Here is a 13,702-nt window from a genome sequence, read left to right on the forward strand (position 1 = left end):
AGGGCGCGGATTTCTCCGCGCCCTTTCTTCCATAAGGTACCAAACCTTAGAAGCTGACGACCAGCGATCCCACGAAGGTCCGCGGCGCGCCAATCTGCGCGAAGGTGATGCTCGTATTCGACAGGGTGCCATCGAAACCGCCCACATAGAGCTTGTCGAACACGTTGGTCACGTTCAACTGAACCGCGACGCCGGGCGCACCGAATTTCTCCAACGAATAGCGCGCGTCGAGATCGACGAGCGTATAGCCGGGCGCCTTGGCACCATAGACCTGCGCTCCGTTCTGGAATACCGGCAGGTTCTGGTCGTTCACATAACGTGAGCCGGTGCGCTTCGCCTGAACACCCAGACGAACTCCTTCGATCTCGCCCTGAATGCGACCGCCAAGCGTATAGATGGGAGCACCCGATTCACGCTTCCCCGAGGTTTGCGCCTGGGTGGTCGCCGTCAGTTCGACATCATCCTTGATCTTCGACTTCAGGTAGGAACCGAAGACATAGAACATCAGCTCCGGCATCGGCTGATATGTAATGCTGCCATCTATGCCATATTTATCGACACGACCCAGGTTGCGATAGATGGTGGTGTCCAGATCGCGATCATAAGCGGATGCGAGGCGATCCTTATAGATCGTGTACCAACCCGACAGCTGCGCCTGTAGCGTAGCCGTCCGATAACGAATGCCAAGGTCGAAATTGTCCGTTGTTTCAGGCGAAGGATTGGCGTTGGGATTTGCCGGATCGTAATAGAAGGACTGATAGAGGTTGTCGGTCCCCGGGACCTGCAGGCCCTTTGAATAGTTGCCGAAAATGTCCAGCGCCTGGTTGGCGTTGAAAACGAAACCAGCGTTCGGCAGCAGTTTGTCATATTTGAAGATGCGCTGCTGCGGTCCCTGCACTGTTGGGTTCGCAACCGCATAAGCAGCCTCGATCGACGATCCCGGCTCGAAACAGCGAAGGTTGCCCGACGCACTCTGAGTGAAACAGTAGTTGTTAAGGTCGCGCTTGAAGAAAGGCGCCCGCAACCCGACATTGACAGTGAAGGCATTGAATTTGCCGCGATATTCACCCGAAACCTGATGCAGGATGGCATAGGACAAGCGATTGCGCTTCTCCACCGCCGCACCGTTTACGTCCTTGATCGGATGATTGACGGGAAAAGGTTCGGCGCCGAAGCCGATCGTCTGAAGATAACCCGCTTCGCCGGTCTGCCGATGCCGGCCACGATCATAGCTGTAGGCCACGCGCAACGTGTTGTTGTCATCCAGATCGTAGCGCAGCGAAGCGATCAACCCATAGCGATGGGTCTGCGTCTGGCTGGGCGAATGAACACGAACGGTGTCGCGCATATCACCATCGCCATTCAGGTCGCGCCCGAAATAATATTGGGTTGAGCTCGACGAACCCTGAATGAAGCCGACCGCGCCTGCAATGCCCGAGCTTGCCGGGGTAAGACCTTCAGAAGCGATGCTGGTACCGCCGCCGTTCGCCTTTGTATATTGGTAGCTGGGATCGACGGTAAGGATCAGTCCGTCCGCCAACGTAAAGCGTGAATTGATGCGGATGTTGCCTGTATTGGACGGGTTGTATCGATACTCATAATCGGAACCACAGGAACTGGCGGTATCGACTGCACCAGTAACTCCGGCCGGAATGGTACAACGAGCGGTTTCGTAAAAGCGTTCATCCTTCGTGATTGGAAAACGGTTGGCGCTCGCGCTGCCAGCCACTCGCCCGCCGTCTACCCGCAAGGGAACTGAGCCAAAAAAATTGTTCCGATTTTCATTATAGTGCCCGGCGAGGGAGATGAAGTCGCCATTGCTGCCGATCGGCTGGTAAATTTTGGCGTTATATTGCTGCTTGTCGATTTCACCTATACCGCCGTAGATGGCATTGTTTGTCGCACGGCTGGCAGAAACGAATGCACGAGTGCCCCACGGCGTGAGATTGCCCGTCTGAACCATGCCGAACAGACGAAAGAAGCTGAAATCCCCAACGGAAGCGACCATCTTCGCGCCAAAATCTTCACTTGGCGTGATCGAACGGTAATTTACCGTTGAACCGCTGGCAGCAGCCGTTGGGCTGTCCACATCGGTAGAACCTAAGTTCACGTTCACTTGGTCGATGATTTCAGGATCGAGCTGCTGGTTCGAATAGATCGAGTAACCGCCCGTGTCGTTGAGGGGAAGACCGTCGAAGGTTTGGGAAATGCGGCTGTCGTCGAAGCCGCGGATTGTCATGGTGCCGCCAGCAGAACCAAAGGGATCGTTATTCTGGAAGCTAACGCCCGGAAGCTGGTTGATCACCTCGTTGATCGACTGGCCGGGTGTCTGGGCTTGGATGAACTCAGCGCCGAGCACGGCCTTGGCCTTGCTGGTATCAGGTACGATTACGCCGCCTAGGCCCTTGTCCACACTAGCGCCAGTCACAACGATTTCATTTTCAAAGTCGATCGACCCCGTCGACTGCGCAAACGCGGCAATAGGCGCAGCCACGGCGACAAGCGCAGCGCTACACATAAGAAGCTGTTTCATCTGATTTTTGTCCCTTTGAAAGTTTGGCGCGTCGCGCCCGCTTTATTTTGCTCTGTGGAGCTGGCGCCGCCTGTGGCGGCCGATGGCGACGGCCCTGTGATGCTCTGATTGCAATTTTACTACAATATAACAGCATTCACGTGACGGCCGCGCATGCAGCATGGACAATGCTTACAAGGGACGTTGCAAGATGACATCAAGCTATTGATTTATATAGACTAACTGATCTCTCGAAGCAGCTATTTGACAGTGGTGCAATTTTGCAACGCAACAAGAATTTTTACCGAGCCAATATTAAGACGCGAAAAAGGCCAGCGAAACTCGCTGGCCTCTCCCTGATTTAAGCTGTTGCAGCGCGCGAAAGTCAGGCCGCGTCTTCGGCCCGCTTGTCCTTTTCGCTGAACACGCGAATCGGCTCCTTGCTGCCGGCGACCACATCCTTGTCGACCACCACTTCTCCCACGCCCTCCATCGAAGGCAGGTCGAACATGGTATCGAGCAGGATGGCCTCCAGGATCGAGCGAAGCCCGCGCGCGCCCGTCTTCCGCTCGATGGCCTTCTTGGCAATGGCGGTCAGGGCATCGTCGGTGAAGCTGAGTTCGACATTCTCCATGTCGAACAGCTTGGCATATTGCTTCACAAGTGCGTTCTTCGGCTCAACCAGGATCTTGACCAGCGCAGCCACGTCCAGATCTTCCAGCGTCGCTATCACCGGCAGACGGCCAACGAACTCAGGGATGAGCCCGAATTTCAGCAGATCCTCCGGCTCGCTCTGGCGCAGCAGTTCGCCGGTCTTCCGCTCCTCTGGCGCGGCGACATGAGCACCGAAGCCGATCGACTTGGCCTCCAGACGGTCGCCGATGATCTTTTCCAGGCCTGCGAACGCGCCACCGCAGATGAAAAGGATGTTGGTCGTATCGACCTGGAGGAACTCCTGCTGCGGATGCTTGCGCCCGCCCTGCGGCGGAACCGAAGCCGTCGTACCTTCCATCAGCTTCAGCAGCGCCTGCTGCACGCCCTCACCCGACACGTCGCGCGTGATCGACGGATTTTCGGCCTTGCGGCTGATCTTGTCGATCTCGTCGATATAGACGATGCCGCGCTGCGCCTTCTCGACATTATAGTCCGACGCCTGGAGCAGCTTGAGGATGATGTTCTCCACATCCTCGCCCACATAACCCGCCTCGGTCAGCGTGGTCGCGTCGGCCATGGTGAAGGGCACGTCAAACGTCTTGGCCAGCGTCTGCGCCAGCAGCGTCTTGCCGCAGCCGGTCGGACCGACCAGCAGGATGTTGGACTTGGCCAGTTCCACCTCGCCCGGCTTGGTGCCGTGGTTGAGGCGCTTGTAATGGTTGTGGACGGCAACCGACAGGACGCGCTTCGCCCGGCTCTGGCCGATCACATAATCGTCCAGCACATCGCAGATTTCCTGCGGGGTCGGCACGCCGCCATCCTTCTTGCCGACGAGACCGCCCTTGGTCTCCTCCCGGATGATGTCGTTGCACAGTTCCACGCACTCGTCGCAGATGAACACGGTCGGCCCCGCGATCAGCTTACGCACCTCATGCTGCGACTTGCCGCAGAAGGAGCAGTAAAGCGTGCTTTTAGAATCGGAGCCCGTAAGCTTAGTCATTCGCCAATCTCTCTTCCCTCTTTTGAGGCGAACAGCCGCCCCATGCCGAGGGATATTCTGGTCCTAGGATCATCCTAGACCGCGACGCGCCCGTTTCACAAGGGGAGAAAAGGGCGCGTGGCGGCAAATATAGGTTTTAGCCTTCCGGCGTTTCCGCCATTGCTGGGCGACGGTCGAACACTTCGTCGACCAGACCGAACGCCTTGGCTTCCTCCGCTTCCAGGAAGGTGTCGCGGTCCATTGCCCGCTCTACTTCTTCCAGCGAACGGCCGGTATACTGGACGTAGAGATTGTTCAGGCGGCTGCGGATGCGCAGGATTTCCTTCGCCTGAATCTCGATGTCCGACGCCATACCCTGCGCGCCGCCCGATGGCTGGTGCACCATGATGCGGGCGTTGCTGAGCGCGATGCGCTTGCCCGGCTCGCCTGCCGCGAGCAGGAAGCTGCCCATGGAGGCCGCCTGGCCGATGCACACGGTGCCCACCTGTGGACGGATATATTTCATCGTATCGTGGATCGCCATGCCGGACGTCACCACCCCGCCGGGCGAGTTGATGTACATCCAGATGTCCTTCTTCGGGTTTTCCGACTCAAGGAACAGCAACTGGGCGACGATCAGCGAGGCCATATGATCCTCGACCTGGCCGGTGACGAAGATGATCCGCTCCCGCAGCAGGCGCGAATAGATGTCGAAGCTGCGCTCGCCCCGGTTCGACTGTTCGATGACGATAGGGACCAGAGCGGCCATGGGATCGGACATGATATCGGTCATTTTGCTCTTTCAGGATGTGTTGCTTTTGCCCGTTCTCTACATCGGCACAAAAAGCGGACTGTTCAAGGGGTCGCGTGAAACGCGGTCTGTTTGCCCGGCCGAACGGGGCGCAATCAGTCGCGCCGGGCGAAGTCGGATGGCGCCTTGAAGGCGAGATAGGCAAGCCGGCGAACCTCCCGCCGCCCGCGCACCACGGTGTCCAATATAAGGCCGCACATGCCCGAAAGCGTGGCGAGGATCATGAGGCCCGTCACCAATATGGCGGTCGGAAAGCGCGGCACAAGCCCCGTTTTCATATAGGTGAGGATCAGCGGCGCCGCCAGGACCAGTCCCGTCAACGCCAGCAGGGCGGCGATGATGCCGAAGAAGAGGATCGGCCGTTCGATGCGATAAAGGGTGATGATCGTCCGCAGGATGCGCCAGCCGTCGCGATAGGTGCTGAGCTTGCTCACCGATCCTTCCGGCCGCGCGCCATAGGCGGTGACCACCTCCGACACGGGCATGGCGAGTTCCAGCGCGTGGACGCTGATCTCCGTCTCGATCTCGAACCCGGCGGAAAGGACGGGAAAGCTCTTGACGAACCGTCGGGAGAAGACACGGTATCCGGAAAGTATGTCCGTGAAGCTGCGTCCGAACAGCCGCTTGAGCAGGCTGGTGAGCGCCCAATTGCCGAAGCGGTGCCCGCGCCGATAGGCCTCCTCTATCTCGCTCCGCCTTGCGCCCACGACCATGTCGAGATTGTCTTCCAGCATTGCCGCCACCATCTTTGGAGCGGCCGCAGCCTCATAAGTCGCATCGCCATCCGCCATGATGTAGATGTCGGCATCCACGTCCGCGAACATGCGGCGCACCACATGGCCCTTGCCCTGCTGCGCCACGCGGCGGACGATAGCCCCAGCCCCGGCTGCCAGTTCGCGGCTGCCGTCCGTGCTGTTGTTGTCGAAGACGTAAATTTCGGCGGAGGGGAGCGCCCGGCGGAAATCCCCCACCGTCCGAACGATCGCGCCGGCCTCATTATAGCAGGGCAGGATGACGGCGATCCTCGGCGTGGCAACGCCCTCCCCGCTTTCCACTGCCGGAAATTCCTTCATCGACCCGAAACCTTTTTAGCGCCGCCGCATCACCTCGGAAACACGGCATGTTCCTGCGAAGGCAGGACCCAATTCAAACGGCGGGACTGGAATCCTGCCTTGGCAGGAGTTCGACTCCCCCCGATCCTGCCCCCTCTCGACATGAACGGACCTCATTAACATTTCGTCTGCCATGCCGCGCCCGAAATGAAAAGCGCCCGGGCTTCCTTGCGAAGCCGGGCGCTTGTCCAGTCAGACCGAAAAGGCCTTATTCAGCCTTGGCGGCAGCCTTCTTGGCCGGAGCTTTCTTGGCCTTGGGCTTCTCCTCGGCAGCGGCTTCCTCAGCCACGGCCTCATCCTTCTTGGCAGCGGCCTTCTTGGCCGGAGCCTTCTTGGCCGGGGCCTCTTCGGCGGCAGCCTCGGCCGGAGCCGCTTCCTCGGCCTCGGCAGCCTTCTTCTTCGGCGCAGCCTTCTTCGCCTTGGGCTTTTCGTCATGATCATGGTCATGATCATGACCACAGCCCGGACCGTGGACGTGCGGCTTCAGATCGCCATCCTCAGCCTCGATCGCGGCTTCCAGCTCTTCCCGGCTGACCGCCCGGTCGGTGATCTCCGCCTTCTCGAACAGGAAGTCCACCACCTTGTCCTCATAGAGCGGCGCACGGAGCTGCGCGGCCGCCATCGGGTCCTGACGCACATATTGCACGAAGCGCTCGCGGTCCTGCGGGCTGTACTGCTGGGCTGCCTGCATGATCAGGCGGTTCATTTCCTGATCGCTGACGACAACGCCATTGGCCTGGCCGATTTCCGAAAGCAGCAGGCCCAGGCGGACGCGGCGCACGGCGATGGCGCGATAGTCTTCCTTCTCCGCTTCCATCTCCTTGAGGGCCGCTTCGGGGTCTTCCTCATGGCTGGCTTCGTGCTGGAGCTGCGCCCAGATCTGGTTGAACTCGGCCTCGACCATGCTCGGCGGCACGTCGAAATCGTGGGCCGCGGCCAGCTGGTCGAGCAGCTTGCGCTTCATATGGGTGCGGGTCAGGCCATTATGTTCCTGCTCGATCTGGCCCTTCAGCAGTTCCTTGAGCTTGTCCAGACCCTCCAGGCCCAGCGACTTGGCGAAATCATCGTCCAGCTTGGGCTTGTCGGCATTCAGGATCGCCTTGACGGTGATGTCGAAGGTCGCTTCCTTGCCGGCGAGGTGCGCCGCGCCATAATCTTCCGGGAAGGTCACGGTGATGGTCTTCTCGTCACCCTTCTTGACGCCGGCAAGCTGCTCCTCGAAGCCCGGGATGAACTGGCCCGAGCCGATCTTGAGCTTCACGTCCTCGGCCGAACCGCCCTCAAAGGCCTCGCCGTCGATCTTGCCGACGAAATCGATGGTCAGCGTATCGCCGTCCTTCGCCTTGTGGCTGGCGGCATGCTCTTCCAGCGCGCCCTGCTGGGTCGCGATGCGGCCAGCGGCTTCATCCACCTGCGCATCAGCCACCTCGACGGTGAGACGCTCCAGCTTCAGCCCTTCGATGCTCGGCGCCGCGATCTCGGGCAGCACTTCCAGTTCGACCTTCACCTCGGCGTCCTTGCCGAATTCGAAGGCCTCGTCCAGCTCGACCGAAGGCTGCATCGCGGGGCGCAGCTTCTGGTCAGCGATCAGCTTCTGGATGCTGTCCTGGATCGAGCTGTTGAGCGCATCGCGCTGCAGCGATTCGCCATGCATCTTCTTGACGAGGTTGGCAGGCACCTTGCCGGGGCGGAAGCCGGGCATGCGGACCTGCGGCGCGATGGCGGCCACTTCCTTTTCCACGCGGGCGTCGATGTCCTTCGACGTGATGGTCACGGTGTAGGCGCGCTTCAGGCCCTCGTTCAACGTCTCGACAGTCTGCATCTCTTCTCTCAAACGCTTTCTAAAGCTGAATTTCGTTGGCGCCTGCGCATCCTATAGAGTCTGGCGCACTGGTGCGGGCGAAGGGACTCGAACCCCCACATCTTGCGATACCAGAACCTAAATCTGGCGCGTCTACCAATTTCGCCACGCCCGCATCGGTCGCCGGTCGGCGCGGCATAGAGAAAAGCGACCCATGAAGCAAGGCCCAGAGGTCCAGCCTGTGGATAACCGGTGGATAAGTCCGAACGGAACCCATCCGCCCGGCCGGGCGTAACCCCTCATATCAAGGAGAGACAGCAATGGCCACCCATCCCGACCCGGCGCCCGACGGCGTGCCATCCCCCGACAGGATCGACCCTCAATCGCCGCCGGAAACCCCTGCGCCCCTCACGCCCGACGAAACCCCCGCCGGCGAGCCGCCGGAAATCGTGCCCAATGGTCCCGATTTCGACCAGCCGGACAGCGCGCCGCCCGAACTCCCTCCCGTCTGATCGACATTTTGGTCACAGACCGTGGGTTTTCCACAGAAACGGGAAATAATGCCTGCGCAATCGCTGGACAGGCCCCTGCATCCATGATTGAACTATGACAAACAGATGAATTCGGGAGAGGCGCGGCTGACAGCAAGGGGGTCATCGTGCACAGGGTTCGCGCTAAGCTGGAATGGTTCAAGACAGTGATCCTACCACAGGAAGCTGCTCTCAGAGGGCGCCTCCGGAGGATCCTGCCTGCCAATCAGGAACTGGAAGACATGGTCGCGGAGGTACTCGCCCGCGCCTATGCCACTGAAAATTGGGAAAATGTGACGACCGGTCGGGCTTATCTCTTCACCATAGCCCGCAATCTGGTGATCGACACCGCGCGCCGTAACAAGGTGGTGAGTTTCGAAACCATTGCCGACCTGGAACTGCTGCAGGGCGAAAATAATGTGGAGGCTCAGCTTCACGCCCGCGAGGCCCTGCGACAGGTCGAGACGATCGTCGATTCGCTTCCGACACAATGCCGCCGGGTCTTCATTCTCCGCCGTATCCATGAAAAATCGATGCTGGAAATAGCGGAGGAAATGTCCCTGTCCGTTTCTACAGTTGAAAAACATCTGGCCAAAGCGATCGCAATAGTTATGCGGGCCTGGGCGGAACGTGAGGAAACGGATTTCGAACGTGCAGGCGTCGGGACCAGATTCGGGCTACGAAAGCAGGGACAAGATCGAGGCGGAAGCCGCGCGCCTGCTGGCAAGGCTTAATGGCGATCCTCGTCCCGAGGTCGAAGCGGAAATCTGTCGCTGGGTCGAAGCCGATCCCCGTCATGCCGTAGCGTTCGCGCGGGCTGAAGCCGCTTGGGAAGCGGCCGAACGGCTGAAGAGCGCGGCCGCCGAAGTCAACCTGCCCCCGCTGGAAGCCATCGTCAGCGAGGAGCAGCAGCGCCGCCTGTCGCGCAACATCATGATCGCCGCCGCCGTCGCGGTGATGCTGTTCATCGTCGCTGCCATCGTCACGGTCCGCACCTTCAGCGGCGTCGACCATTATGAAACGCGGATCGGCCAGATCAGCGACATCGCGCTGGACGACGGCTCCACCCTGCATCTCAACAGCGACAGCGCCGCCGAGGTCCGCTTCACCGATCATGGCCGCAAGGTCCGCATCCTGAAGGGCGAAGCCTCTTTCGACGTCGCCCACGACCGCTCCCGCCCCTTCGACGTCGAGGCCCGCTCCGCCGTCATCCGCGCCGTCGGCACCGCCTTCAACGTGCGGTTGCGCCCTTCATTGGTCGAACTGACCGTCACGCAGGGCACCGTCACGGTGCATTCCGGCAACGATCTGGCCCAGCAGATCAGCGCCGGCAGCGGCGCCGTCATCCAGCCGCGCAGCGTGTCGCTCACCCATCTCGACTCGCGCCTCATCGGCCAGCGGACTGCCTGGCGCGAACAGATGGTGGAACTGGACGGAGAGACCATCGAACAGGCCGCGAGCGAGTTCAACCGCTACCGTGCGGCGCCGATCCTGATCGGGGACACCCGGGTCTCATCGCTCCGCATCGGCGGCCGCTTCCGTATCACCGACAGCAAGGAATTCCTCTCCGCCCTGCAACTCAGCCTGCCCATCCGGGCGGTCGCCGGACAGGACGGCTCGGTCATGCTGCTCTATCAGGATGAGCCGGAGCCAGCGGACAATGCCGCCGGCGAATAGGAGCGGGAAGCAAAACACTCCCTCTCATCCGCAGACATTATCGCCATGGTCCCCCGGCCCCTCCCACCCCGTCATCCGGGCGAACGCCGGGATCTCAGGCGAGATGGCACGACCGGACCGCAGAAGAATCCGCTTTCGGTCCAATGGACATGCGAAGCGGCCCGTTCCGGACTACCCCAATAATTCCCGCACCAATTCCGGCACCAGGACACTCGCCGCCCCCATACGGCTTTCCTCGAAATAGAAGCTGCCTGCCGATGGCTCCAGATTCAACTCCAGCGTCCGGGCTCCCACATGGCGCGCGGTCTGCACGAATCCCGCCGCCGGATACACCGCCCCGGAAGTGCCCACCGAAACGAACAGGTCGGAGCGCCGCAAGGCATTGTCGATCAGATCCATCCGATAGGGCATCTCCCCGAAGAAAACGATGTCGGGGCGCAGGGCCGGACGCCCGCACCCGTCGCAGGCCGAGCCGGGAGGCAGAGCCGGCGTCCATGGCACCGCCTTGCCGCAAGCCGCACAGAGCGCCGACCGCAACTCGCCATGCATGTGGACCAGCCGCTTCGCCCCGGCCCGCTCGTGCAGATCGTCCACATTCTGCGTGACGATCAGCAGCTCGCCCGGCCATGCCGCATCCAGCGCAGCCAGCGCCTCATGCGCGGCATTGGGCTTCACCTCATCCAGTCTGGCCCGCCGCTCGTCATAGAAGCGATGCACCAGCGGGGCATTCCGGGCCAGAGCTTCGGGCGTGCACACATCCTCGACCCGATGCCCCTCCCATAGGCCATCGGGCCCGCGAAAGGTGGCAAGGCCGCTTTCCGCCGAAATTCCCGCGCCGGTCAGGATCACGATATTGCGAATGTCGTCCATCTCTTCTTCCGGCGCCATGGTTGCATGTCATGGCTATGCCGCATTCGGGATCATCCGGACATCGTTTTTGCAGAACGGATCATTGGCTTGGCCCAACCAGCCATTTATCGTCCATTTCCGTACCGCGGGGATGACAAGCCCGGCCCGTTCTGGCATCGGCCATCCGACCTTTCAGGGAATGAGGCTGATGACACGGATCGGGATTTTCGGCGCGGCTGGCCGCATGGGACGCGCCATCGCGCAGGTCGCTCAGGAGGCTGGGCTGGAAATCGCCGGAGGCACCGACCGCGGTGGCGCGGGAGAGCTTGCCCCCGGCATCGCCATCACCGCCGATCCACTTGCCCTGGCCGAGCAAAGCGACGTGCTGATCGACTTTTCCGTGCCCGCCGCCCTGTCGGCCCATCTGGACGCCTGCATTGCGGCAAAGAAGCCGATCCTCATCGGCACCACCGGACTGGAATCTACGCACCATGCGCTGATCGACAAAGCGTCAAGGCAAGTCCCGATCCTCCAGACCGGCAATACCTCTCTGGGCGTCAACCTGCTGGCGGCGCTGGTGGAACAGGCTGCGGCGCGCCTCAACGACGATTGGGACATAGAGATCGTCGAAATGCACCATCGTCATAAGGTCGATGCGCCTTCCGGCACTGCGCTGTTGCTGGGCGAAGCCGCCGCGCGCGGGCGCGGCATCGCTCTTGCCGACCATAGCGAGCGCGGGCGCGACGGCATCACCGGCGCACGGGCCAGGGGTGCGATCGGCTTTGCGGCATTGCGCGGCGGATCGGTGGCGGGCGACCATCAGGTGATCCTCGCGGCCGAGGGCGAGCGGATCGAAATCGGCCATCGCGCCGAAAACCGCGTCATCTTCGCGCGGGGCGCGGTGAAGGGGGCCCAATGGCTGATCGGCCAACCCGTCGGCCGCTACGACATGAAGGGTGTGCTGGGCCTGTAAACGCCGATGAAGAAGGACCAGATCTTCGACTTCTTCAGCCGCCTCGCTGAAGCCAATCCGGCGCCCCGAACGGAGCTGGAATATGGCAATGTCTATCAGTTGCTGGTCGCGGTGGTGCTTTCCGCGCAGGCGACGGACGTGGGCGTCAACAAGGCGACCCGCGCGCTCTTCCGCGATGTCCACACGCCGCAGCAGATGGTGGAACTGGGCGAAGAAGGCCTGAAGCAGCATATCAAGACCATCGGCCTCTTCAACGCCAAGGCGAAGAACGTCATCGCCCTGTCCGAAATCCTCCTGCGCGATTTCGGCGGAGAGGTGCCGCAGGATCGCGATGTCCTGACCACCCTGCCCGGCGTCGGGCGAAAGACCGCCAATGTCGTGGTCAACACCGCGTTCGGGCAGGAAACATTCGCGGTCGACACCCACATCTTCCGTGTCGGCAATCGTACCGGCCTCGCGCCGGGCAAGACGCCGCTTGCCGTCGAACTGAAGCTCGAGAAAAACGTTCCCGGCCCCTTCCGCCGCGATGCCCATCACTGGCTGATCCTGCATGGCCGCTATGTCTGCAAGGCGCGAAAGCCCGAATGCTGGCGCTGCATCGTGGCCGACCTCTGCCGCTTCAAGCCCAAGACTCCCGCGCCCGGCACCAGCCCCTGATTATTGCGCGGTTCAGCCGCCGCGCGGTAGAAGGAGCGACAGGACGGATGACAGGCTCCCGCGACGTCATCCGGACAGTCAACAGGAGAGACGATATGTCTGCCCCCCTTATCCGCCAATTCGCCCTGGCCGCGGCACTCGCCTGCACGGCTGCCCCTGCCCTCGCCGGGAAGGCTCCGGACAATCTGGTCCCCGCCGGCAAGCCGGTCGATTGCGTTCAACTGAATGCGATCCGCTCCACCGAGGTCCGCGACGACAGGACCATCGATTTCATCATGAACGGTAACAAGGTCTATCGGAATATCCTGCCGATGAGTTGCCCCAGCCTGGGTTTCGAGCGGCGCTTCCTCTACAAGACCAGCCTGTCCCAGCTCTGCTCGGTGGACATCATCACGGTGCTCTATCAGACCGGCGGATTGCAGCGTGGACCTAGCTGCGGCCTTGGGAAATTCCAGCCGATGCAGAAAATGGCGAAATAACTTTGGCCTGAGGCGATTTTGATGCTGGCGCGAGCGATTGGGCTTTGCTAAGCGGCCCTTCGCACCAGCGACACGCACCCATAGCTCAGCTGGATAGAGCGTTGCCCTCCGAAGGCAAAGGCCAGAGGTTCGAATCCTCTTGGGTGCGCCATTTTCGAATGGACGTCAGAGAAATTTTCTCTCCAGACCAAGCAGATAGCTTTTGGCCTTCAGGCCGCCTGCAAAGCCCGTCAGTGCGCCGTTGGCGCCCACCACCCGGTGGCACGGCGCAATGATGGAAATCGGGTTGCGCCCATTGGCGGCACCCACTGCGCGGCAGGCGGACGGTCTCCCGATCTGGCGGGCAATATCGGCATAGCTGCGCGTTTGTCCAAAGGGGATGGTCAGCAGCGCGGTCCAGACGTTTTTCTGAAAATCCGTGCCGTTGAAATGCAGCGGCAGGTCGAACGTCTCCCGCTGCCCGGCGAAATATTCATTCAGTTGCCGTCCCGCTTCCTGCAGCACCGGATGATCGCCCCTTTCGGTCCGCTGCCCCATGGGCACCCGCCGGGGATCGTCATCCTGCCACAGGACCGCCGCCAGCCCCGCCTCGCACGCGACCAGCGTCAGTTCACCGACGGGCGATGCCAGCGTCCGATATGCATAAGTCATGCCCTGTCCTTTCAACC

13 protein-coding genes and 2 tRNA genes are annotated in these 13,702 nt (G+C 61.2%); 7 read left to right on the top strand and 8 right to left on the bottom strand.

The annotated features are described in order from the left end of the window. Positions 1-46: 46 nt before the first annotated feature. The 6 genes from A0J57_RS02835 to A0J57_RS02860 form a co-directional block, all read right to left on the bottom strand. Positions 47-2,533, bottom strand: coding sequence for a TonB-dependent receptor (locus A0J57_RS02835; RefSeq protein WP_061938839.1), 2,487 nt, complete (start codon positions 2,531-2,533; stop codon positions 47-49). 364 nt (positions 2,534-2,897) lie between these two features. Beyond that, complete coding sequence (gene clpX / locus A0J57_RS02840) at positions 2,898-4,166, bottom strand: ATP-dependent Clp protease ATP-binding subunit ClpX (RefSeq protein WP_061938843.1); 1,269 nt, start codon at positions 4,164-4,166, stop codon at positions 2,898-2,900. Positions 4,167-4,302: 136 nt separating this feature from the next. Continuing rightward, positions 4,303-4,938 carry an ATP-dependent Clp endopeptidase proteolytic subunit ClpP gene (gene clpP / locus A0J57_RS02845; protein WP_007685070.1) on the bottom strand — a complete coding sequence of 212 codons (636 nt, stop codon included), beginning with the start codon at positions 4,936-4,938 and terminating at the stop codon, positions 4,303-4,305. 113 nt (positions 4,939-5,051) lie between these two features. Then, entirely contained in the window at positions 5,052-6,029 is a 978-nt protein-coding gene (locus A0J57_RS02850) for a glycosyltransferase family 2 protein (RefSeq protein WP_044662442.1), read from the bottom strand. Positions 6,030-6,276: 247 nt separating this feature from the next. Further along, entirely contained in the window at positions 6,277-7,890 is a 1,614-nt protein-coding gene (tig, locus tag A0J57_RS02855; protein WP_061938846.1) for a trigger factor, read from the bottom strand. Between the two features lie 69 nt (positions 7,891-7,959). Then, positions 7,960-8,044: transfer RNA gene (locus A0J57_RS02860), tRNA-Leu, on the bottom strand. A 145-nt stretch (positions 8,045-8,189) separates the two neighbouring features. Between A0J57_RS02860 and A0J57_RS02865 the strand changes: the two genes are divergently transcribed. The 3 genes from A0J57_RS02865 (at position 8,190) to A0J57_RS02875 (ending at position 10,076) form a co-directional block, all read left to right on the top strand. Beyond that, on the top strand, positions 8,190-8,381 hold the full coding sequence (locus A0J57_RS02865) for a hypothetical protein (protein WP_061938849.1): 192 nt from the start codon (positions 8,190-8,192) through the stop codon (positions 8,379-8,381). A 146-nt stretch (positions 8,382-8,527) separates the two neighbouring features. Continuing rightward, entirely contained in the window at positions 8,528-9,133 is a 606-nt protein-coding gene (locus A0J57_RS25155; RefSeq protein WP_048575718.1) for a sigma-70 family RNA polymerase sigma factor, read from the top strand. Then, positions 9,051-10,076: a FecR family protein gene (locus A0J57_RS02875; RefSeq protein ID WP_061938853.1), complete on the top strand. Its 1,026-nt coding sequence runs from the start codon at positions 9,051-9,053 to the stop codon at positions 10,074-10,076. The genes A0J57_RS25155 and A0J57_RS02875 overlap by 83 nt, the downstream gene beginning before the upstream one ends. Positions 10,077-10,247: 171 nt before the next feature. On the opposite strand, the gene A0J57_RS02880 is transcribed toward A0J57_RS02875, so the two are convergent. Further along, positions 10,248-10,946: an NAD-dependent deacylase gene (locus A0J57_RS02880; protein WP_061938897.1), complete on the bottom strand. Its 699-nt coding sequence runs from the start codon at positions 10,944-10,946 to the stop codon at positions 10,248-10,250. A 187-nt stretch (positions 10,947-11,133) separates the two neighbouring features. On the opposite strand from A0J57_RS02880, the gene dapB reads away from it, so the two are divergent. From dapB to A0J57_RS02900, 4 genes are all read left to right on the top strand, one after another. Next, positions 11,134-11,898 (top strand): 4-hydroxy-tetrahydrodipicolinate reductase, encoded by a 765-nt coding sequence (gene dapB / locus A0J57_RS02885; protein WP_061938855.1) that lies wholly within the window; start codon positions 11,134-11,136, stop codon positions 11,896-11,898. Positions 11,899-11,904: 6 nt separating this feature from the next. Then, positions 11,905-12,555 carry an endonuclease III gene (nth, locus tag A0J57_RS02890; protein ID WP_044662448.1) on the top strand — a complete coding sequence of 217 codons (651 nt, stop codon included), beginning with the start codon at positions 11,905-11,907 and terminating at the stop codon, positions 12,553-12,555. Between the two features lie 47 nt (positions 12,556-12,602). Continuing rightward, positions 12,603-13,034, top strand: coding sequence for a hypothetical protein (locus tag A0J57_RS02895; protein ID WP_061938857.1), 432 nt, complete (start codon positions 12,603-12,605; stop codon positions 13,032-13,034). A 74-nt stretch (positions 13,035-13,108) separates the two neighbouring features. After that, positions 13,109-13,185, top strand: a tRNA-Arg gene (locus A0J57_RS02900). 14 nt (positions 13,186-13,199) lie between these two features. Here the strand turns inward: A0J57_RS02900 and A0J57_RS02905 are convergent. Continuing rightward, complete coding sequence (locus tag A0J57_RS02905; RefSeq protein ID WP_061938899.1) at positions 13,200-13,685, bottom strand: methylated-DNA--[protein]-cysteine S-methyltransferase; 486 nt, start codon at positions 13,683-13,685, stop codon at positions 13,200-13,202. Positions 13,686-13,702: the final 17 nt, after the last annotated feature.

Source organism: Sphingobium sp. 22B (genome assembly GCF_001580035.1).
In the GTDB taxonomy this organism is placed as follows: Bacteria; Pseudomonadota; Alphaproteobacteria; order Sphingomonadales; family Sphingomonadaceae; genus Sphingobium; species Sphingobium fuliginis.